The sequence below is a fragment of the Arthrobacter globiformis genome, assembly GCF_030817195.1.
Lineage (GTDB): Bacteria > Actinomycetota > Actinomycetes > Actinomycetales > Micrococcaceae > Arthrobacter > Arthrobacter globiformis_D.
Genome location: NZ_JAUSYZ010000001.1, coordinates 4,844,094 through 4,863,448, shown reverse-complemented (window position 1 = coordinate 4,863,448; position 19,355 = coordinate 4,844,094). Strand labels below are relative to the sequence as shown.

Annotated in this window: 21 protein-coding genes; 13 read left to right on the top strand and 8 right to left on the bottom strand. The window is 66.4% G+C overall.

The window, feature by feature from the left end:
• Nucleotides 1-38: 38 nt before the first annotated feature.
• From QF036_RS22350 to QF036_RS22340, 3 genes are read right to left on the bottom strand one after another with little or no spacing between them, the layout of a single operon-like run.
• A complete protein-coding gene (locus tag QF036_RS22350; RefSeq protein WP_307105351.1) occupies nucleotides 39-1,040 on the bottom strand; it encodes a tripartite tricarboxylate transporter substrate binding protein in 1,002 nt (333 codons plus the stop codon).
• 52 nt (nucleotides 1,041-1,092) lie between these two features.
• Entirely contained in the window at nucleotides 1,093-2,592 is a 1,500-nt protein-coding gene (locus tag QF036_RS22345; RefSeq protein ID WP_307105350.1) for a tripartite tricarboxylate transporter permease, read from the bottom strand.
• A 2-nt stretch (nucleotides 2,593-2,594) separates the two neighbouring features.
• Nucleotides 2,595-3,098, bottom strand: a complete 504-nt coding sequence (locus tag QF036_RS22340) for a tripartite tricarboxylate transporter TctB family protein (protein WP_373460222.1) — start codon at nucleotides 3,096-3,098, stop codon at nucleotides 2,595-2,597.
• A gap of 121 nt (nucleotides 3,099-3,219) precedes the next feature.
• Between QF036_RS22340 and QF036_RS22335 the strand changes: the two genes are divergently transcribed.
• The 7 genes from QF036_RS22335 to QF036_RS22305 all read left to right on the top strand — a co-directional run bounded on the left by QF036_RS22335 (nucleotide 3,220) and on the right by QF036_RS22305 (nucleotide 7,978).
• Nucleotides 3,220-4,017: an IclR family transcriptional regulator gene (locus QF036_RS22335; RefSeq protein WP_307105348.1), complete on the top strand. Its 798-nt coding sequence runs from the start codon at nucleotides 3,220-3,222 to the stop codon at nucleotides 4,015-4,017.
• Nucleotides 4,018-4,039: 22 nt separating this feature from the next.
• Nucleotides 4,040-4,924, top strand: coding sequence for an aminoglycoside phosphotransferase family protein (locus tag QF036_RS22330; RefSeq protein ID WP_307105347.1), 885 nt, complete (start codon nucleotides 4,040-4,042; stop codon nucleotides 4,922-4,924).
• Between the two features lie 78 nt (nucleotides 4,925-5,002).
• Nucleotides 5,003-5,248, top strand: a complete 246-nt coding sequence (locus QF036_RS22325; protein WP_307105346.1) for a hypothetical protein — start codon at nucleotides 5,003-5,005, stop codon at nucleotides 5,246-5,248.
• 31 nt (nucleotides 5,249-5,279) lie between these two features.
• Nucleotides 5,280-5,684, top strand: a complete 405-nt coding sequence (locus QF036_RS22320; RefSeq protein WP_307105345.1) for a VOC family protein — start codon at nucleotides 5,280-5,282, stop codon at nucleotides 5,682-5,684.
• A 185-nt stretch (nucleotides 5,685-5,869) separates the two neighbouring features.
• Nucleotides 5,870-6,271: a universal stress protein gene (locus tag QF036_RS22315; RefSeq protein ID WP_307105344.1), complete on the top strand. Its 402-nt coding sequence runs from the start codon at nucleotides 5,870-5,872 to the stop codon at nucleotides 6,269-6,271.
• 86 nt (nucleotides 6,272-6,357) lie between these two features.
• On the top strand, nucleotides 6,358-7,293 hold the full coding sequence (ppk2, locus tag QF036_RS22310) for a polyphosphate kinase 2 (protein WP_307105343.1): 936 nt from the start codon (nucleotides 6,358-6,360) through the stop codon (nucleotides 7,291-7,293).
• Between the two features lie 184 nt (nucleotides 7,294-7,477).
• Nucleotides 7,478-7,978: an alpha/beta fold hydrolase gene (locus QF036_RS22305; protein WP_307105342.1), complete on the top strand. Its 501-nt coding sequence runs from the start codon at nucleotides 7,478-7,480 to the stop codon at nucleotides 7,976-7,978.
• A 26-nt stretch (nucleotides 7,979-8,004) separates the two neighbouring features.
• Here the strand turns inward: QF036_RS22305 and QF036_RS22300 are convergent, their stop codons facing one another.
• Nucleotides 8,005-8,649: a VOC family protein gene (locus QF036_RS22300; RefSeq protein WP_307105341.1), complete on the bottom strand. Its 645-nt coding sequence runs from the start codon at nucleotides 8,647-8,649 to the stop codon at nucleotides 8,005-8,007.
• Nucleotides 8,650-8,761: 112 nt separating this feature from the next.
• On the opposite strand from QF036_RS22300, the gene QF036_RS22295 reads away from it, so the two are divergent.
• From QF036_RS22295 to arfA, 6 genes are all read left to right on the top strand, one after another.
• Nucleotides 8,762-9,979, top strand: a complete 1,218-nt coding sequence (locus QF036_RS22295; RefSeq protein ID WP_307105340.1) for a Vgb family protein — start codon at nucleotides 8,762-8,764, stop codon at nucleotides 9,977-9,979.
• A gap of 42 nt (nucleotides 9,980-10,021) precedes the next feature.
• A complete protein-coding gene (locus QF036_RS22290) occupies nucleotides 10,022-11,023 on the top strand; it encodes a LacI family DNA-binding transcriptional regulator (protein WP_307105339.1) in 1,002 nt (333 codons plus the stop codon).
• A gap of 182 nt (nucleotides 11,024-11,205) precedes the next feature.
• Nucleotides 11,206-12,555 (top strand): extracellular solute-binding protein, encoded by a 1,350-nt coding sequence (locus QF036_RS22285; protein ID WP_307105338.1) that lies wholly within the window; start codon nucleotides 11,206-11,208, stop codon nucleotides 12,553-12,555.
• A 44-nt stretch (nucleotides 12,556-12,599) separates the two neighbouring features.
• Nucleotides 12,600-13,580 carry a carbohydrate ABC transporter permease gene (locus QF036_RS22280; protein ID WP_373460220.1) on the top strand — a complete coding sequence of 327 codons (981 nt, stop codon included), beginning with the start codon at nucleotides 12,600-12,602 and terminating at the stop codon, nucleotides 13,578-13,580.
• Between the two features lie 2 nt (nucleotides 13,581-13,582).
• Nucleotides 13,583-14,479: a carbohydrate ABC transporter permease gene (locus QF036_RS22275; protein ID WP_307105337.1), complete on the top strand. Its 897-nt coding sequence runs from the start codon at nucleotides 13,583-13,585 to the stop codon at nucleotides 14,477-14,479.
• A 65-nt stretch (nucleotides 14,480-14,544) separates the two neighbouring features.
• A complete protein-coding gene (gene arfA / locus QF036_RS22270; protein WP_307105336.1) occupies nucleotides 14,545-16,083 on the top strand; it encodes an arabinosylfuranosidase ArfA in 1,539 nt (512 codons plus the stop codon).
• Nucleotides 16,084-16,140: 57 nt separating this feature from the next.
• Here the strand turns inward: arfA and QF036_RS22265 are convergent, their stop codons facing one another.
• The 4 genes from QF036_RS22265 to QF036_RS22250 are packed head-to-tail and all read right to left on the bottom strand — an operon-like array spanning nucleotide 16,141 to nucleotide 19,304.
• Nucleotides 16,141-17,190, bottom strand: coding sequence for a sulfate/molybdate ABC transporter ATP-binding protein (locus tag QF036_RS22265; RefSeq protein WP_307105335.1), 1,050 nt, complete (start codon nucleotides 17,188-17,190; stop codon nucleotides 16,141-16,143).
• Nucleotides 17,187-18,053: an ABC transporter permease gene (locus QF036_RS22260; RefSeq protein ID WP_307105334.1), complete on the bottom strand. Its 867-nt coding sequence runs from the start codon at nucleotides 18,051-18,053 to the stop codon at nucleotides 17,187-17,189. Before QF036_RS22260 ends, QF036_RS22265 begins: the two co-directional genes overlap by 4 nt.
• Entirely contained in the window at nucleotides 18,028-18,897 is an 870-nt protein-coding gene (modA, locus tag QF036_RS22255; protein ID WP_307105333.1) for a molybdate ABC transporter substrate-binding protein, read from the bottom strand. Before modA ends, QF036_RS22260 begins: the two co-directional genes overlap by 26 nt.
• Nucleotides 18,894-19,304 carry a TOBE domain-containing protein gene (locus QF036_RS22250; protein ID WP_043417530.1) on the bottom strand — a complete coding sequence of 137 codons (411 nt, stop codon included), beginning with the start codon at nucleotides 19,302-19,304 and terminating at the stop codon, nucleotides 18,894-18,896. The genes modA and QF036_RS22250 overlap by 4 nt, the downstream gene beginning before the upstream one ends.
• Between the last annotated feature and the right edge of the window lie 51 nt (nucleotides 19,305-19,355).

The following is a 19,355-nucleotide window of genomic DNA, read 5'->3' as shown; positions in this document are numbered from 1 at the left end:
AGGGTTAGTCCGTCTTCTGAACTAGTCCTTCTTTTGAACTAGTCCTTCTTCTGGACCAGGGGCAGGACCTTCTTGAAGTCCGCTTCCTGTGCTGCCCAGAACGTCTGGTAGTCCTTGCCGGAGAGGTAGCTGGTCTGCAGGCCGAGGTCGTTCATCTTCTTGACGACCTCCGGGTCCTCGATGGCCTTCTGGAGGGCGGCCTCGAGCTTCTTGGCGACGGCGTCCGGAAGGCCGGCGGGGGCGGAGTAACCGCGGGCGGTTCCGGCTTCGACGTCGTAACCGCTTTCCTTGAACGTGGGAACGTCCGGCAGGGACGGGGACCGCTCGGCGGTCATGATGCCCAGGACGCGGGCCTTGTTCTGCTTGGTCAGGTCGGTGACGTCGCTGACGTTGGCCACCAGGATGTCGACGTGCTTGCCGAGGAATGCCGTGGTGGCCTGGGAGGCCCCTTCGGAGAAGTGGACCGGTGCGAATTCGGCGCCGGTGGTTTCCTGGATCTGGGCCAGCGCGAAGTGTTCGCCGGTCTGCAGGCCGGTGGTGCTAGCGGTGAGGGACTTGGGGTTGGCCTTGGCGGCGTCGAGCAGTTCCTTCAGTGTCTTGTACGGACTGTCCGGCTGGACGGCGATGACGGCCGGGTCAATGACCTGGCGGCCGAGTGGCTGGAAGCTGTCGCGCGTGTATTTTGCGCCGCGGCTGGGGTCCAGCGGGGATACGACGACGGACGGGGAGCCGGTGGCGCCGATGGTGTAGCCGTCTGGCTTGGCGCTGGTCAGTTGGGTGTAGCCGATCTGGCCGCCGGCGCCGGGCTTGTTGATGACCTCAACGTTGGTGCCGAGTTCCTTCTCCAGGACGGGCTGGACCAGGCGGGCCGCGGTGTCCACTGCCCCGCCGGAGGAGAATGCGACGATGAGGTCGATGGACTTGCCCTTCTTGGGGAAGTCGTCGCCGGCGGCGGATGTTGCGCCGGCGTTGGCGCCGCATCCGGTGAGGGCGAGCAGGGCAGCAGCAGCGATGGCCGCGGTGATTTTGGTGCGTGACAAGTTCTTCTCCTTCGAAGAGGTTGATTGTTTATTGAGGGGAGTGCGGGCGGGCTTAGGCTTCGGGGTCGTCCATCAGGGCCTTGGGCTTGCGGAGCTTCAGTAGCGGGCTGCAGATGATCAGGACGCCGAGGATGATCAGGACCAGGGAGATCGGCCGGTTGAGGAAGATGCTGAAGTCGCCCTGGGAAATTTCCAGTGATTCACGCAGCGACCGTTCCATCAGCGGACCCAGGACCAGGGTGAGGACCATGGGGGCCAGTGGGATCTCCAGGTGCCGAAGGGCCAGGCCCAGCAGGCCGAAACCGATCATCACGAAGACGTCGAAGACGCTGAAGTTGATGGTGTAGGCGCCAATGACCATGAAGAGCAGGATCAGCGCGGTCAGGATCGGAGCCGGGACCCGCAGGATCGAGGTCCACAGACCGACCAGGGGGACGTTCAGCAGCACCAGCAGGAGGTTGCCGATGAAGAGACTGGCAATGATGGCCCAGGCAATCTCGGAGTGCTCGGTGAACAGCGTCGGTCCCGGCGTCAGACCCTGCTGAAGGAAGGCCCCCATCAGGACGGCGATGGTCGGGGAAGCAGGGATGCCGAGGGTGAACAGCGGGATGAGCGCGGCGTTGGCGTGGGCGTTGTTGGCCGTTTCCGGCCCGGCGACACCTTCGACGGCGCCCTTGCCCAGCTCGTTCCGGTGCTTGGAGAACTTCTTCTCGGCGCCGTAGGAGAGCAGGGATGCGACCGATCCGGTCATGCCGGGGATCAGGCCGAGCCCGAAGCCGATGCCGGTTCCGCGGGCCATGGACGGTGCGCTGCGGCGCCATTCCTTGCCGGTGGGCAGCAGCGAACGGAAGCCGGGGGCGTGCACCACGGTCGACTCGCCCTTGCGGTAGGAGAGGATCTCGGACAGGCCGAAGACACCGACGATGACGGCCACGAAGCTCACTCCGTCCAGGAGCCGGTCCATGCCGAACGTGAAGCGGGGTGCGCCGGCGACGGGGTCGATGCCGACCATGGAGATCAGCAGGCCCAGGGCTCCGGAGATCAGGGCCTTGACCATGGATTTGCCGGCCAGCGCCACGAGCAGGGAGATGCCGACGACCATGAGGGCGAAGAACTCCGGGGGACCGACGAGCAGGCCGAGCTCGCCCAGCGGTTTGGCGGCGGCGACGAGTCCGAGGGTGGCAATGGTGCCGCCGACGAAGGAGCCGATGGCGGCGATGGTGAGGGCCGCTCCGGCCTTGCCCATCAATGTCATCGCATGGCCGTCAATGGTGGTGATGGCCGACGCCGCCTCACCAGGGGTGTTCAGCAGCACGCTGGTGATGGTTCCCCCGTAGGCCGTGCCGTAGAAGATGGCGCACAGCATGATGATTGAGCCGGTGGGGTCCATGTTCAGCGTGAGCGGGATGAGCAGGGCGACGCCGGCCACCGGGCCGATGCCCGGCAGAACGCCGATCACGGTGCCCAGGAGGCAGCCCAGGAACGCGAAGATGAGGTTCTGCCAGGTCAGGGCGGCCGCGAAGCCGTTCAGCAGTTCATTGAGGGTGTCCATGTCTAGAGTCCGATCAGGTTCAGGACGGGAATAGATGAGACAGGCAGGGCCACGTTCAGTCCGTAGTTGAAGGCGTAGAAAGCTCCGACGCTTCCGGCCAGGGCGGTGAGCAGGGCGGACAGCCAGCCCCGCTTCCCCCGGATCTTCAGGTGGTACATCAGGAAGAGGAACATGCTCAGCTGGAAGCCGAGCAGGTCCAGCAACGCTGCCAGCAGCACAAGGCTGACGACGACGGCGAGCACCAGTCCGCCGTCGGCCTTTTCACCTGCCGCGCTGGGGCGCCTGAGCTCCTGAAGCAGCCACAGGACTGACATCGAGGCGAGCACCGCGCCCATTGCGAACGGGAACAGCCCGGGGCCGGGACCCAGCGAGGTCCAGAGGCCGAGGCCCACTGAGCTGACAAGTACGTAGGCGCCCAGCGCCCCGAAGGCGGCGACTCCGGCCAGGACGCTGCGCGCTGGCCTCGCCCGGGCGGGGGACTGGGTCATGGTCGACTCCGTTGTCATCAAAATGCCTTCCGATTGCTTTCATAGAATGAAAGTGTCTTACGTCAGAAGAAATAGTGACACGGCCCACAGGTGCTGTCAAGCGGGTAGGTGGGGACCAGAACTTACATAGAATGAAAGAATGACGGTCACCAATGCGCAGTCCGGCACTGCAGCGGACGACGGCGGCAAGCCCTCCAACATGCGCTCGCTGTCACGGGCGTTGGAGGTGTTCGCGGAACTGCAGCGGGCGGACCGCCCCCAGCGGCTCAGCGATCTGGCGCGGAACTGCGGCATGAGCCTGCCCACCACGCTGCGCATCCTGCGCGTGCTGCAGGATTTCGGCATGGTCAGCCAAACGGACAAGACCTACCGGATTGGGCCGGCCGTGCTGCCCGCGGCGCGCAGCTACATCGAGAACGACCCCCTGGTGACGGCGTCCCGTCCCGTGCTGCAGCAGGTGGCGGCGCAGACCGGAATGACCGCGTCCCTCTACACCCGCCTGGGTATCGAGCGCATCCTGGTGGTCCGCGTCGACGGCAACGCCCCGCTCCGGTACGACATGCCCCTGGGTAAGCGGCTTCCGCTGACGGTCGGTGCTGCCGGCAAGGTCCTGCTGGCCGGCGCGTCGGACGAAGATCTCCAGAAAGTGGTGCAGGCGGCTGTGGCGGCCGGACACGAAAGTCCCACCTTCAGCCTGGCCGAACTCAAGGCCCGCCTGCCCGAGCCCGGGACGGACTACGCCTACTCGTCCGACGAGCGCGCCACCGGAGTCCTCTCAGTGGCGGTCGCCATCAACAGGGCGGGCCTGCCCAGCGAATCCATTGCCCTGACGAGCCCCGTTGACGCCGCCACCGAAGAGGGGCTGAAGGCGGGGGTGCCAGAACTGCGCCGCGCTGCAGCCCGGCTCGCTGAACTGCTGGAGGGCAGTGTCTACTAGCGCAGGAAAGGCGGGAGACTGGATGGCACGGATGCCGCAGGCCACCATCGAGGTGAGCGCCGCCGTCGTCCATGCCCTCATCCGGGACCAGCGGCCCGACCTTGCCGGCCGTTCCCTGGTGCGGGTAGCGAATGGCTGGGACAACGCGACCTTCCGGCTTGGTGATGATCTCGCGGTCCGGCTGCCCCGCCGGGACGAGGCCGTGCCGCTGATCCTGCACGAGCAGCAGTATCTTCCCGGCATCGCCAGCCGGTCCCCGGTCGCGGTTCCCGTGCCCGTCCATGCCGGCCGGCCGACGTCGGACTTTCCCTGGCCGTGGAGCATCGTCCGGTGGGTTCCCGGTGCAGAGGCAGTCGACGCCGGACCGGCCGACCGTGCGCCGGCCGTTGATGGCCTGGCCGCCTTTCTCAAGTCGCTGCATGTGCCCGCCGCCCCCGGGGTTCCGGTGAATCCTGTCCGGGGAGTGCCGCTGGTTGACCGAGACGCGGTGGTGCGGGAAAGGCTCGGGGACCGGGAGCGCTACCCGCAGTCGGCGGGGCTGAGGGCGGTATGGGCGCAGGCCTGCGCGGTTCCCGTATGGGACGGTCCGGCGATGATGCTCCACGGGGACCTGCATCCGGCCAACATTCTGCTGGCGGCCGACGGATCCATGGCCGGTGTGATCGATTTCGGCGACGTGGGGGCCGGGGATCCCGCCGTCGATCTTGCGGCGGGATGGTTGATGTTCGACGCCGGCGCCCGCCAGCGCTTCATCGGCGCCTTTGCCACCTCGGTGGACCGGGACACCTGGATGCGCGCCCGTGGCTGGGCCCTCGTCCTGTCCACTGCCATGCTCAGCAACTCCGACGACAATCCGCGGATGTTCTCGGTGGGGGAGTTCGGGATCCGGCAGGTCCTGGCGCGTTAAGCCTTCCCGAAGCAGCAAGTAATAAGCGTACTTACTATTTCTTCCGAAGCCCAATAGACTTGTTGCATGGAGCCGCTGGTGTCAATTGTCTTGGTGTTCGTGGTGGCGCTGCTGTGGCTCGCTGTTCCGGTGCTGTTGCTCTCAAGGATCAATAGGGATGAACGGCGTGCTTTGAGGCAGCAGACGAAGGCGCTGCGCATGAAGGAGCGCCAGAGCCATGAGAACCACGTCCCAAAGCGGGGTGTTCTGGCCCGGAAGCGTGGGCTCAAGGTTGCCAGGCGCCGCTCCGAGTCGAAGCCGCCGGCTCGCCCATCCTCCAGCTGAGCCCGGTCATGGTTGCCGTAGGGTGGGGCGCATGGAGATGCGCCTTGAAGTTGTGCAAGTACCCGTCGCCGACGTGGACAGGTCTAAGTCGTTCTACGTGGAGAAGCTGGGCTTTGTCCTGGACCACGACGTGGAACACATCCCCGGTATGAGGGTCGTGCAGCTGACGCCGCCCGGTTCCGCTGCCTCCATCGTCATCGGCACGGGAATGACCAGCATGCCACCGGGAAGCCTCGAAGGGCTGCAGCTCGTCGTGCTCGACATCGACGCCGTCCGCGCCGAACTGCAGGAGCGCGGCGCCGGCATCAGCGACGTCCAGGACATGGGCGGGGTGAAGTTCGCCTTCCTCAGCGACCCGGACGGCAACCGCTGGGTCATCCAGGGCGCGACGCCTCCCGAGATCAAGGGCGCGCACCTGGACCCAGCCGCCTCGTAGCTGCGCAGTCGCTTCGAGCTGCCTGGCGCTGCGCCGTCGTCCCTATTCGTGACGAGGACTTATTCGGTGACGAGGACCCTGCCAGCCGATGGATGATCTTCCCTTCGACCGGGATCAGGGGTCCGTGTGGACACACGGACCCCTGATCGTCGGGGGTGCCATGGGCCCCGCCGCGGCGGCTGATCGTGCGCGCAACCGAGCTCGCGGACGGACTGGGCGTGCACCTCGTCTGCGCGTTCGTGGACCCGTCCGGGTACTTGGCCGAATTCGACGCCGCAGGCACCCGGACGGCAGGTTACATTGACCCCCAACCCAACCCCGAATCGTTGTTCCCGGCAGCGGATGTGCGTTCAGCGCTGCAAGCGGTCCTGGGCATCCCCGGAGACACATGGTCCCTCCGCGTGCTGAACGGGTCCGTTCCGGAGGCGCTTGCACGGCTGGCCGACAGCACCGGTGCCTCGGCCATCGTCGTCGGAGGTCCACGCCACGGCGCCCTGGCCACCCTCAGCAGGCTGCTGGAACAGTCCGTGTCTGCCCGGCTCATGCGCATCCAGCGCCGCCCGGTGATTGTCGTCCCTGCGCCCTAACCCGGGACGGGAGGGCTGGCGCCAGCCTTGCGGGGGAATGGCCGCCAGGGTTACAACGAAAGCGGCAGACAGGAGGGGAGATCCGGATGGCAGAGTCCAACAATCCGTGGGTGGCTGGAGAAGACTGGTGGGTCCGGGAAAACCTGCGCCAGGCCATCGATGACCTCGTGGAATCGGGTTACACGGTCAGCGGCAGCCAGGGCGAAGACCCGGAGCTCATCGACCCCGGTGGTTCGGCGGTGGAGACGTGGCGGGAGGACTACCCCTACGCGCTGCGGATGTCGCGGCAGGAATACGAGATGGAGAAATACCTGCTGCAGATTGAGCTGCTGAAGTTCCAGTACTGGGGCCAGGATCACGGCCTCAAGAACGTGATTGTGTTTGAGGGCAGGGACGCAGCCGGCAAGGGCGGAACCATCAAACGCTTCACCGAACACCTGGATCCCCGCACCGCAAGGACGGTGGCGCTGGGCAAGCCTTCCGACCGGGAACTGGGGCAGTGGTACTTCCAGCGCTACATCCAGCACCTTCCGACGGCGGGCGAGATCGTGATGTTCGACCGCTCCTGGTACAACCGCGCCAACGTGGAACGTGTCATGGGGTTCTGCACGGACGAGGAGTACCGCATCTTCATGGGGCAGGTCCCGGAGTTTGAGAAGATGCTTGTGGACTCCGGGATCCACCTCAATAAGTTCTGGTTTTCCGTGACCCGCCGCGAGCAGCGCACGCGCTTCGCGATCCGCCAGATCGACCCGGTCCGGCGCTGGAAACTCTCGCCCGTGGACCTGGCCTCCCTGGACAGGTGGGAGGACTACACGGAGGCCAAGGAGCAGACATTCCTGCGCACTGACACGGACCACGCACCGTGGATCACCATCAAGTCCAACGACAAGAAACGCGGGCGGGTCAACGCGATGCGCTTCTTCCTGAACCAGTTCGACTACGAGGGCAAGGACACCTCCGTGGTCTACGAACCCGACCCGCTCATCGTGCGGCGCGGCCGTGACGCCGTGGGCGACTGATCGGTGGCGTTCGGGTCAGGCGGCGAGCCCGTCTGCTGGCCCCCGCAGGCCGCAGCGCCCCTACCCACCCGTAACCACGCGACGTTAGGATGCCGTGTGACTTTCACCCATGGATACGCGGCCAACGGCGAGCTCCGCATGTACTACGAGCTCCACGGCCGCCCGACAACCGACACAACACTCGGTGGACGTGCTTGGTTTCAGCGCCGGCGGCCACACCGCCCTCGCCCTGGCCATGCAGCACCCCGCGAGGGTGCGCCGCCTCGTCGCAGCCTCCACGTTCTTCAGCCGGGACGCGGTGCCCGACGAATTCTGGGAGGGCATGAAAACTGCCACCCTGGACAACATGCCGGCTGCCTACATGGACGCGGACCGCAGCCTCAATCCCGAACCCGGGCACCTTGAGCGGCTGTTCGAGCTGGACCGGCAGCGCATCGTCGGCTTCGAGGGCTGGTCCGAGCAGGAGCTTGGCAGGATCACCGCGCCAACCCTGGTGCTCTGCGCCGACCAGGACGTGATGAGTCCCGAGCACGCCGTGCGGATGTCCCGCGCCATCCCCGGTGCCCGCCTGCTGATTGTGCCCGGCGGCCACGGCGACTACCTCGGCGAACTCGCCCCCAGCGACGGCGACCTGCGTCCCATGCTTGCAACTCTGCCGCAGCTGCTGCGTTTCCTGGACGCATAGGAAGAGGATGCACTGCTGGCGGAGCGTCAGTTGCGCCCCTGCCAGGTGCAAATGTCCACCACATTCCCTTCGGGGTCGATGAGGGACACCCACGCAGGCGCGTAACGGTCGCCCAGGACACGGCCGCCGGCGGCCACGATCGCATCAATGCGCGCCTGCGCCTGGTCGTGCGGGACCGAGACGTCCATGTGAATGCGGTTGCGCGGCGGAACGAACTCCTTGTCCTGGAACCACGCGGGTGGGCCTATGAGGTTGGGTTCGATGAGGTCCTCGTCCCCGACGGCGACGTAGCCCAGCGCCGCCCGCCAGAACTCCATCACGGCCGGCCGGTCCGCGGTGTCGAATGCGAGCTGCACGTGCTGCACGGCCGAGGGATCCGACTTCAGCCGCAGTCGGGCGGCAATGCCGGAGATGCTGCGGGCAAGCTCGAGGTCGCGGTCGCTCAGGCCCACACCCGGTGTGATGACCTGGACTGTCACCGTGTCCGGCCTGAGGTCCACGAGCGGGGCGTGGCCCATGGCTTCGGCGGCCTCTGCGATCGCGGCAACAAACTTCGCCCCAGTAGCAAAGTCGCCTGTCTCATAAAGTGTTTTCGCACCCCAGAACAGCACCCGCCACTCCGCGACGCCGTCGGCGGAAGAGAACTCTGCATCGGAAATCGCTGTTGCCATGCCCCCACTATTCGGACTACGGAGGCGCCGGTCAATGGTCGCTGTGCGGCAGCTAGTAGGCTTCCTTGGGTCACGCCGAAGCATTATTAAGGAATCTGTTGGGGGAAATTTGATGAAGTACCGCTGGGCCACGTTCACTGCCGTTTTCGGAGCAATTTTGTCCCTGGGTTCCGCCCCGGCGGTGGCGGCACCTGACGAAGCCGCAATCTCCGTCTCCGGCACACCCGTACGGATGGCCATTGCGGCAGACGGCACGGCCTACCTCGGCAATTACGGCCAGGGCGGCGGCATCTTCGTGGTTCCCCCCGGTGCCACCAAGCCGTCCCGCACCATCAGCACCGGAGGACACGTCACCACAGGGCTCGCGCTCGGCCCGGACGGTACCCTGTATGCGGCCACGGCGGACGGGGACCAGAGCGCCGTCGGCGTTATTCCGGCCGGAGATGCCGACATGGCACGGACCATTCCGGTGTCCGCCGGGTTCCATCCGCTCGCCGTCGGACCGGACGGAACGGTGTACGTCGCCAACTCCACGGGAAACACCGTTTCAGTCATTGCGCCGCAGGCGACGGCGGTGGACCGGACTATCGAAGTAGGGGCAGGCCCGGCGGAAATAGCGGTGGCGAAGGACGGAACCGCGTTCGTGACCAACCAGGTCGCAGGGACGGTCTCCGTGATCCCGGCAGGGGTGGACACCGTCTCAAAAACCATCGAGCTGATCTCCAACACCGGTACGTCACAGGAACCGCACGGGATCGCTGCGGGACCAGACGGAACCGTCTATGTAGCCAACATCAAGTCCAACGACATCGCCGTGATCAAACCCGGCGCCGACACCGTGGCTGAGCGGATCTACATCGGGGGAGGGCCGCAGGACGTAGCCATCGCACTGGACGGCTCCCTGTACGTGACGAGCCTGCTGACGGAGAAGCTGTCCGTGATTCGTTCCCACGCGAAGGAAGTGGCAGGCTCCATCCCCACCGACGGCGGCCCCGGTCACCTGGCGGTGGCCCCGGACGGTTCGGTCATCGTGAGCAGCCCCGGATCCGGCCCCGGACGGGGGTCGGTGGTCCGGTACTCCAAGGATGCACTGGCGGCAACGCCGCTTGCGTCCGGGGTGCCGACGGCGGCAGCGCCGGCCGCAACCCCGGCGCCGGAGGCGGCGACGCAACCAGCCGCCGGCGCACAACCGTCCGCCGGTTCCTGGAACGCCCTGCCCGCCGTGGCCGGCGGGCTGGCGGCGGTCGTCGTCGGCGGCGCTTTTTGGATTCTGTTGAATGGCCGACGCCGGAAGGCCGGGCTGGCTGCCGGTGCCAGCCAGGCCGGGTAGCGGGCTGTAACATCGTTCACATCCGTCTTTGAAAGGGGAGCAGTGCGCGCAACGGTCAAGGACGTCGCGCGCCGTGCCGGGGTTTCGCCCAAGACTGTCTCGAACGTGATGAACGGTGTGGTGCCGGTCAGCGGAACCACCCGGCTCAAGGTCGAGCAGGCCATCCTCGAACTCGACTATGTGCCCAACCTCTCCGCCCGGGGCCTGCGCAACGGCAGGTCCGGCGTCATTGCCCTGGCGCTGCCGGACCTGGCCACGCCGTACTCCGCCGAGATCGCGCACCACGTCGTGGAGGTCGCCCACGAACAGGGCTGGAGCGTCCAGATCGAGGAAACCGGGTCCGATCCCCGCCGCGAATACGAACTGATGTCCCGGGCGCGGTCCAACCTGATCGACGGCCTGATCCTCAACCCTGTGGTGCTGGACGAGAGCGCCGTCAAGGTTGGTGTCTCCCTGCCTCCGGTGGTCCTGCTGGGGGAAGTATCCCAGCAGCTGGCCGACCGGGTGTGGGTGGACAGTGTTGCCGCCGCCCGCGACATGACCCTCGCGCTGGCCCGGACTGGCCGGCACCGCATTGCCGTGCTGGGGACTGCCGAAGGCCGGCACTCCGCAGCAGCGGTTCTGCGCACCCGCGGCTACCAGGCCGCGCTTGAGGAACTCGGCATTGGCCGGGACGGCTCGCTGCTGATCCCCTGTGAAAAGTGGACGCCCCAGACGGCGGCGGGTGCGCTTGCTTCCTACCTCGATTCACACCCGCTCCCGGACGCGCTGTTCTGCTTCACCGACTCCATGGCCATCGGCGCGCTCAGCGTGCTGTGGAAGCGCGGAATCAAGGTTCCGGACGACGTGGCGGTGGCGGGCTTTGACGACATCGCCGACGGGCAATATGCCGTGCCGTCGCTCACCACCGTGTCCTTCGACAAGCGCCGCGTGGCCATTGAGGCCCTGCGCCTGCTCACCGAGCGAATGACCGACCGGGCCGGCGGGCAGCGCGTGGTCACCGTCGATTACAGGATCATTGAGCGGGACAGCACGCGCAGGTAAGCGAGACCGTCACATCAGATTGTTGGCGCTAACAATTTTTCCTTGTGCCCCGTTTTACAACGATGTAATGTGAGGTCTGCGTCACACGCCAAGTCTTACCGGATCCGGGATGCAAGGGGCCGGAAAGGCTGGCGCGGTGCCACAAGGATTACTTTCAGCGGACCCATCCAAAGGAGTGACGGGTGAAGCAGTTTGATTTTTTCGCCGGGAAACAGTTGTCCGGCAAACAGGTGTCGCGGCGGCAGTTGCTGGCAGGAACCGCGGCCCTGGGCAGTGTCTTTGCCGCGGCCGGCCTCACAGGCTGCGGCGGAACCGCCTCGGCGGCCGCCGTCCGGGACATTGCGTTCTGGCATCTGCTGTCCGGCGGTGACGGCATCAAGATGCAGGCCATGATCCGCGCGGCGAACGGGGCCAACCCCGGCTTCAAGGTCCATCCGACCGTCCTCGCGTGGGGCCCGCCGTACTACACCAAGCTGGCCATGGCGTCAGCCGGCGGCCGACCCCCGGAGCTTGCCATCATGCACGCCAGCCGCGTCCCCGGGTATGCGCCGGGCGGACTCATCGATCCGTGGGACATGTCCCTGCTGGCAGAACACGGCGTGACGGCGGAGAGCTTCGCCCCGCGGATCTGGGACAAGAGCCAGCACGACGGCAACGTGTTCTCCATCGCGCTGGACTCCCACCCCTTCGTCATGTTCTACAACACCGACGTCGCCGGCAAGGCGGGGGTACTGGCCGCCAACGGGCAGTTGCAGGAAGTGACTTCGCCGCAGGACTTCCTTGCGATGGCCCGCGAGATGCAGAAGGTGACGCAGGCGCACGGCCTGTCCTTCGGCTACCTCGGCAGCGGGTCGCAGATGTGGCGCCTGTTCTACACGCTCTACAAGCAGCACGGGGCGGACATGGAACTCACTCCTGGCCAGCCGATGAAGGCTGACCGGGATGCCGCCGTTGAATCCCTGGCATTCATGGCCTCGCTGTTCGATGACACCGTCGCCGCCAAGAGCGGTGACATCGGGACGGGCATCGCCGAATTTGCCCGCGGCGGTTCAGGGATGCTGTTCAGCGGCGTGTGGGAACTCCCCACCTTCAAGAAAGCGGACCTGCCGGTGGACGCCGCCACCATCCCCACGCTCTACGGGACGCCGGCGTCCTACGCGGACTCGCATTCCTTCGTGCTGCCCCGGCAGCTGAACGTCGACGACGAGAAGCGCCGGGACGTGTACAAGTTCGTCAGCGACATGCTCAAGGGCTCGCTGTCCTGGGCGGAGGCCGGCCACATTCCTGCCTACCAGCCGATTGTGCAGTCCCAGGCTTACCGGGAACTCACCCCCCAGATCCACTACGCCAGCGCCGCGGACATCATCGCCTACGATCCCGAGGCCTGGTTCAGCGGTTCGGGTTCGGACTGGCAGACGTACTTCGCGGAAAACGTGCAGAACGTACTCCTCGGCCGCGACAAGGCAGCCGATGGCTGGGACGCCTTTGTGCGGCGCACCAACACCCTTCTTTCCCGGCCCAACCCGGTCTGAGGCCACTGAGCTTCCGAAAGCACTGAGCGACAAAGGAGTCCCCGATGAGTTCCTTAGCAACATCCCAAGGCGCCGAGCAGACGGCGCAGTCCATGCCCGGCCAGCCCCGCAGAAACCCGTTCCCTAACAGCGCGTCCGGTTCAGAAACCTCCAGTCCTCGCCGGACCCGGGACAACGTCAACGGCTGGGGCTTTGCCGCCCCGTTCCTGGCGTTCTTCCTGGTCTTCCTCGTCTGGCCCCTGCTGTACGGCCTGTACATGAGCCTCACCGGGAAGTCACTTACGGGAGCCAATGACAGCCTGATCGGCCTGGCCAACTACGCCGAAGCCCTGGCCGACGCCGACATGTGGCATTCCCTCGGCAACACGCTCTATTTCACGGTGATCAGCACGGTCCCCCTGGTACTCGTTGCCCTCGCCATGGCCGCACTGGTCAACGTCGGGCTGCCGGCCCAGTGGCTGTGGCGGCTCTCCTACTTTGCCCCGTACCTACTTGCCTCCACAGTGGTCTCCCTCTTCTTCTCCTGGATGTACAACCCGCAGCTGGGCCTCATCAACGACTCCCTCGCGAAAATTGGGCTTCCCAAGGTGGCCTGGCTGAATGACCCGAACGTGGCCATGTGGTCCATCGTCATCGCCACCCTCTGGTGGACTGTGGGCTTCAACTTCCTGCTGTACCTGGCCGCCATGCAGAACATTCCCGCCCAGCACTACGAGGCCGCATCCCTGGACGGCGCCGGAGCGTGGCGGCAGTTCTTCTCCATCACGCTGCCGCAGCTGACCCCGACCACCGTGATGATCGCGCTCCTGCAGATCCTGGCCTCACTGAAAATCTTCGACCAGGTGTACCAGATGACCGCCGGCGGCCCCGCCGGCTCCACCCGGCCGGTGGTGCAGTACATCTTCGAAACCGGGTTTACCGGCTACCGGCTGGGCTACTCCGCAGCCATCTCCTACATCTTCTTCGGGCTGATCGTGGCCGTCTCGGCCATGCAGTTCTTCATCACTCGCCGCAGGAGTGCATAACCATGGCAACCCACACGCTGACCCGCCCCGCCCCCCGCAGCACGTCCGCCGCACAACTCCGCCAGCCCCGGAAGAAGATGACAGTGGGCAGGGCCGCCGTCCTGGCGGTCGCCGCGATCCTGGCCGTCCTCTGGATTGTCCCCTTCGCCTGGGCAACCGTTACCGCCTTCAAGAGCGAGACGGATGCCGCGGCGCCGAAAGTAAGCTGGATCCCGCCGTCGGGCTTTACCGCCGACGCGTTCATCAAGGTGTTCCAGGACGGCAACATCCCGCTGTGGACGTGGAACTCGCTCTACACCTCCGCCGCCATCACCGTGATCACGCTGGCCATCTCCGCGCTGGTGGCCTATGCCCTGTCCCGCATCGACTTCCGCGGCAAGAAGGTCCTGATGACGGTGATCATCGCCTCCATCATCATTCCGCCGCCGGTGTTGATCATCCCGCTGTTCTACCAGATGGTGGCACTGCACATGATCGACACGTCGTGGGCCATCATCCTGCCGCAGGTCATCCACCCCGCCATGGTGTTCGTGCTCAAGAAGTTCTTCGACCAGATCCCGCGTGAACTCGAGGAGGCCGCGGTGATGGACGGTGCCAGCCGGATGCGGATCTTCACCCAGATCATCCTGCCGCTCTCACGCCCCATCCTGGCCGCCGTCGCGATCTTCGTGTTTATCAGCGCCTGGAACAACTTCCTTTGGCCCTTCATCTCCACCAACGACGGCTCCATCCTGACCCTCCCGGTGGGGCTGCAGACCATCAAGAGCGCCTACGGCATCCAGTACGCGCAGAACATGGCCTCCGCGCTGCTCGCGGCGCTGCCGCTCATCCTGGTCTTCCTGTTCTTCCAGCGCCAGATCATCAAGGGCGTTGCGACGACGGGACTCGCCGGTACCTGACCTAAGCACCTTCGCTTTCCACTGCCTATCAACGAACCTGTTCCACAACCAAGGAGATACCCCACATGTCCCGCGCAAGGATCACCCTCGACCGCGATTTCACCATCGGGGAAGTACCCCGCCGCCTCTTCGGCTCCTTCGTTGAGCACATGGGCCGCTGCGTGTACACCGGCATCTACGAGCCCGGCCACCCGGAGGCCGACGACAACGGCTTCCGGCAGGACGTGCTCAAGCTGGTCAAGGAGCTCGGCGCCACCGTCATCCGCTACCCCGGCGGCAACTTCGTCTCCGGCTACAACTGGGAAGACGGCATCGGCCCCCGGGAAAACCGCCCCCGCCGGCTCGACGGCGCCTGGCACACCCTCGAGACCAACGCCTTCGGCCTGCACGAGTTCGTGGACTGGTCCCGGCAGGCGGGCACCGAAATCATGGAAGCCATCAACCTGGGCACCAGGGGAGTGGACGCGGCCCGCGAAGTCGTGGAGTACGCCAACCACCCCGGCGGCACCTACCTGTCCGACCTGCGCGCCAAGAACGGGCACAAGGACCCGTTCAACATCAAACTGTGGTGCCTCGGCAACGAAATGGACGGACCGTGGCAGATCGGCCACAAGACCGCCGAGGAATACGGCCGGCTGGCCCAGGAGGCCGCCAAGGCGATGCGGTTCGTGGACCCGGACATCGAGCTGGTGGCCTGCGGCAGCTCCAACTCCGGAATGCCCACGTTTGGCGCCTGGGAGCAGACCGTCCTGACCCACGCCTACGAGGAGGTGGATTACGTCTCGCTGCACGCCTACTACCAGGAGCACGACGGCGACGTCGGCAGCTTCCTCGCCAGCGCCGTCGACACCGACTATTTCATCGAATCGGTGATCGCCACGGCCGACGCCGTCCGCGCGAAGGGCAAGCACAAGAAGCACATCAACCTGTCCTTCGACGAGTGGAACGTCTGGTACCAGCGCGGCCTCGACACCGAGGACCAGCCGCACAACGTCTCCAAGGCGGGCTGGCGCGAGCACCCCAGGGTCATCGAGGACAAGTACAACGTGACGGACGCCGTCGTCGTCGGCACCCTGCTCAACTCGCTGCTCCGCCACGGTGACCGGGTCAAGATCGCCAACCAGGCGCAGCTGGTCAACGTGATTGCCCCGATCTTCAGCGAGGAAAACGGCCCGGCCTGGCGCCAGACCATCTTCCACCCGTTCGCCCGGATGGCCGAACTGGCGAAGGGCCAAATCCTGCGCCTGTCCGTCGACTCGGACAAGTACGGGAATGCCCGCTTTGGCGACACCGACCTCGTCGATGTCAGTGCGACGTGGAACGAGGAAACGGGCCGGGTGGCGCTGTTCTTCGCGAACCGCGGCCTGGAGGAGGCGGCCGACGTTGAGGTGGCCCTGCGCGGCTTTGATGCCCGGCAGGTGCTCCGGGCCGAGGTCCTGGAAATCCCGGAGGGCGGGGACCGCTTCACGATCAACACGCAGGGCAGCCCGGACCGCGTGGGCCTGAAGCCGCTCGAAGGCGCGAAGGCAAGCGGCTCCGAACTCCGGCTGAGCCTGCCGGCGCTGTCCTGGGCCGTCGTCGAGCTGGAAGTGGTCAAGAACTAGAGGCAAGACGACGACGGCGGGAGGTCCCGCCGTCGTACGTCCCTTGCACTTTGCGAGCTACGCCGGATAAACGGCGACGGCCGTAGCTTTGATGACGAAGTAGACGGTCATCCCGGGCGTGAGTCCGAGGTCTGCCGAGGCTGCCGGGGTGATGTCCGCGGACAGCCCACCGGCGTGGACGCGGATCTGGTCGCCGTGGGGTTCCAGGTCCGTGATGGTGACGGCGAACGAGTTCCGCGGGCTGCCGTGTTCAGCGGTCAGGAAGACCGAGACCGCCGTCGGCGAAAAGACGGCGACGCCGTCCTGGCCGGGCACGGCACCGTCCTCGGGGTGCGCGGTGATGTCCAGTCCGCCGTCGGACGTGAGCCCGTGGCCTGTGATGGTTCCGGGGAGGAGGTTCATGCCCGCCAAGCCGGCGGCGAACTTGCTGCGCGGTCTCTCCAGGACGCCGCGGGTGGGTCCTTCCTCGGTGATCCGCCCACCCTCGAACACGATGGCGCGGTCGGCGAGCATGAGCGCGTCCAGGACATCGTGCGTGATGATGATGGCCCGGCGGTTTGCGAGGACCCGCTTGAGGAGCCTTCGCAGCATGGGGGCGGCATGGATGTCGAGGGCCGTCATGGGTTCGTCGAGCAGCAGCAGTTCGGGGTCCGTGGCCAGGGCACGGGCGATGGCGACGCGCTGTGCCTGGCCGCCCGAGAGTTGGCCGGGGCGCCGGTCAGCGAACTCCGCGGCCTCCACTTCGGCCAGCCAGTGCCGTGCCGTCTGCAGCGCACTGGCCCGGTTCGCGCCGGCCGCCCGTGGCCCGAAGGCGACGTTCTCCAGCACGCTCATGTGCGGAAACAGCAGCGGCTCCTGTGCGAGCAGCGCTGTTCCCCGGGTGTGCGGCGGCAGGAAGTGGCTGTTCCCGTCGTCGAGGTTGAACAGCGTTTTCTGTCCGAGCATTGCGTGCCCGCTGTCCGGGCGGAGGAGCCCGGCGATGATCCCCAGCAGTGTCGACTTGCCGGCTCCGTTGGGCCCCAGCACGGCGACGGTTTCGGCCGGCCCGAGGTTGAGGGAAACGTCGAAGTTGCGCGCGTGCAGCGCGGCGTTGAGTGTGAAGGTCATGCTGTTGGTCCTGCCTCTGCGGCCAGTGCCCGGGGGCGCCGGTAGGAAAGTCCGACGACGGCGACGGCCACCGCGACCAGCACCAGCGAGAGCGCGACGGCGGCGTCGGCGTCGGTTTCGCGCTGCAGGTAGATCTCCAGCGGCAGGGTGCGTGTGACCCCCTGCAGGCTGCCGGCGAACGTCAGGGTGGCGCCGAACTCCCCGAGGCAGCGCGCGAAGGACAGCACGGCGCCGGAAGCCAGCCCCGGCAGCACCAGCGGGATACTGACCCGGCGCAGCACCGTGGTGGGGCGCGCGCCAAGGGTCGCCGCGACGGCCTCGTATTTGGTGCCGGCTGTGCGCAGGGCGCCCTCGAGGCTGACCACCAGGAACGGCAGCGCCACGAACGTCTGGGCAAGAACGACGGCGGTGGTGGAGAAGGCGATCTGGATCCCTGCCAGTTCCAGGCTCCGCCCGAGCAGGCCCTGCCGGCCGAATGTGTAGAGCAGGGCGATGCCGCCGACGACCGGCGGCAAGACCAGGGGGAGCAGCACGAAGGCCCGCAGCAGCCGCTGGCCCGGGAAGCGGGCACGGGCCAGGACGAGGGCCAGCGGCACGCCAAGAACGATGCACAGCAAGGTGCTGGCGGCCGAGGTCCGCAGGCTCAGGCCCAGCGCCGTGAGGGAGGGATCCGAGGTGATGAGCGGGATGAACTGCCCCCAGTTCACCTTGGCCACCATGGCAGCCAGCGGCAGCAGGACAAACAGGGCTCCTGCTAAGGCGGGGGCGAACACCCACGGCGGGACACCGGTGTATCGGGTGTCCCGCCTGTTTGTTTTGCGGACCGTCCAAGCCTTGCTACGGTGTCCCGAAACCGGCGTCACTGAGGACCTTCTTGCCTTCGCTGCCGGTGACCATGGCGATGAAGGCCTTGGCCAGTTCCTTGTTCTTGCTGCTGCCCACGGTGGCGATCGGGTAGGTGTTCACGGCCCGGTGCGACTCGCTGAACGTGATGCCCTTGACCTTGTCGCCTGCGTTCCTGACGTCGGTGACGTAGACCAGGCCGGCGTCGGCTTCCCCGGAGGTGACCTTGCCCAGAACATCGGTGACGGAGGATTCCTCGCTGACGGGTTTCAGGGTGGTCCCGGTGGCCTTCTCCACCGTCTCTGTGGCGGAACCGCAGGGCACCTGCGGTGCGCAGACCACCACCTTGACGCCCGGCTTCGCCAGGTCGGCGAAGGAACTGATCGACGCCGGGTTGGCCAGCGGAACCGCGATCTCCAGGACGTTGGTGGCGAAGTTGCTCGCCGTTCCGTCGATGAGCCCGGCCTCGGACAGCTTGGCCATGTTCTTGGCGTCGGCGGAGGCGAACACATCGGCCGGAGCACCCTGGCTGATCTGGGTGGCCAGGTCCGAGGACCCGGCAAAGTTGAGCGTGACCTTGGTGCCCGGGTTCGCGGCTTCGAATTCGGAGGCGATCCTGGTGAAGGTCGCTTTCAGCGACGCGGCGGAAAACACGGTCACGGTGCCGGACAGCTTCTGGGCGCCGCTGGTCCCGGCCGCCGTCGAACTGCCGTTCGGGGCCGTGCTGTTCGCGGTACTGCCGCTCGCGGTATTGGCGTTCGCGGTATTGGCGTTCGCGGTATTGGGAGCAGCGCAGCCGGACAGCCCGGCGGCAAGGACGCCGGCGGCCAGCAGGGCGCTGATGCGCACGCGGGTGATGCTCATATGATGCTCTTTCCCTGGGGTGTTTCGATGATGACCGTGGTGGCCTTGACCACGGCGGTGGCCACGGAGCCGAGTTCCAGGCCGAGCTCCCTGACGGCTTCGCTGCTCATCAGGGAGACGACGCGGAAGGGGCCGCACTGCAACTCCACCTGGGCCATGACCTTGTCCGCGGTGATGCCGGTGACCAGGCCAACGAACCGGTTGCGTGCAGAGCTGCCCACGCGGGTGGGGTCCTCGGGCAGCTGCGCCTGGTCGCGGGCGAGGTGCGCGAGTTCAAGCCCCTCGACGGCCAGCCGGCCGGAGGCGTCCTTCACCGGGGTCAGGGTCCCGTTCTCGGTCCAGCGGCGGACGGTGTCGTCGCTGACGCCCAGGAAGCGCGCTGCTTCAGAGATGCGAATTTTCGGCATGACACCATACTCCACTATTTGCGGTGAAAACTGGAGCTTTTTACCGCAAAT

What these genes read in the sequence shown, in the direction of transcription:
- QF036_RS22345 (WP_307105350.1), bottom strand. Translation starts at nt 2,592, where the DNA reads ATGGACACCCTCAATGAACTGCTGAACGGCTTCGCGGCCGCCCTGACC.
- QF036_RS22340 (WP_373460222.1), bottom strand. Translation starts at nt 3,098, where the DNA reads ATGACAACGGAGTCGACCATGACCCAGTCCCCCGCCCGGGCGAGGCCA.
- QF036_RS22335 (WP_307105348.1), top strand. Translation starts at nt 3,220, where the DNA reads ATGACGGTCACCAATGCGCAGTCCGGCACTGCAGCGGACGACGGCGGC.
- QF036_RS22330 (WP_307105347.1), top strand. Translation starts at nt 4,040, where the DNA reads ATGGCACGGATGCCGCAGGCCACCATCGAGGTGAGCGCCGCCGTCGTC.
- QF036_RS22320 (WP_307105345.1), top strand. Translation starts at nt 5,280, where the DNA reads ATGGAGATGCGCCTTGAAGTTGTGCAAGTACCCGTCGCCGACGTGGAC.
- ppk2 (WP_307105343.1), top strand. Translation starts at nt 6,358, where the DNA reads ATGGCAGAGTCCAACAATCCGTGGGTGGCTGGAGAAGACTGGTGGGTC.
- QF036_RS22300 (WP_307105341.1), bottom strand. Translation starts at nt 8,649, where the DNA reads ATGGCAACAGCGATTTCCGATGCAGAGTTCTCTTCCGCCGACGGCGTC.
- QF036_RS22295 (WP_307105340.1), top strand. Translation starts at nt 8,762, where the DNA reads ATGAAGTACCGCTGGGCCACGTTCACTGCCGTTTTCGGAGCAATTTTG.
- QF036_RS22280 (WP_373460220.1), top strand. Translation starts at nt 12,600, where the DNA reads ATGAGTTCCTTAGCAACATCCCAAGGCGCCGAGCAGACGGCGCAGTCC.
- QF036_RS22275 (WP_307105337.1), top strand. Translation starts at nt 13,583, where the DNA reads ATGGCAACCCACACGCTGACCCGCCCCGCCCCCCGCAGCACGTCCGCC.
- arfA (WP_307105336.1), top strand. Translation starts at nt 14,545, where the DNA reads ATGTCCCGCGCAAGGATCACCCTCGACCGCGATTTCACCATCGGGGAA.
- QF036_RS22265 (WP_307105335.1), bottom strand. Translation starts at nt 17,190, where the DNA reads ATGACCTTCACACTCAACGCCGCGCTGCACGCGCGCAACTTCGACGTT.
- modA (WP_307105333.1), bottom strand. Translation starts at nt 18,897, where the DNA reads ATGAGCATCACCCGCGTGCGCATCAGCGCCCTGCTGGCCGCCGGCGTC.
- QF036_RS22250 (WP_043417530.1), bottom strand. Translation starts at nt 19,304, where the DNA reads ATGCCGAAAATTCGCATCTCTGAAGCAGCGCGCTTCCTGGGCGTCAGC.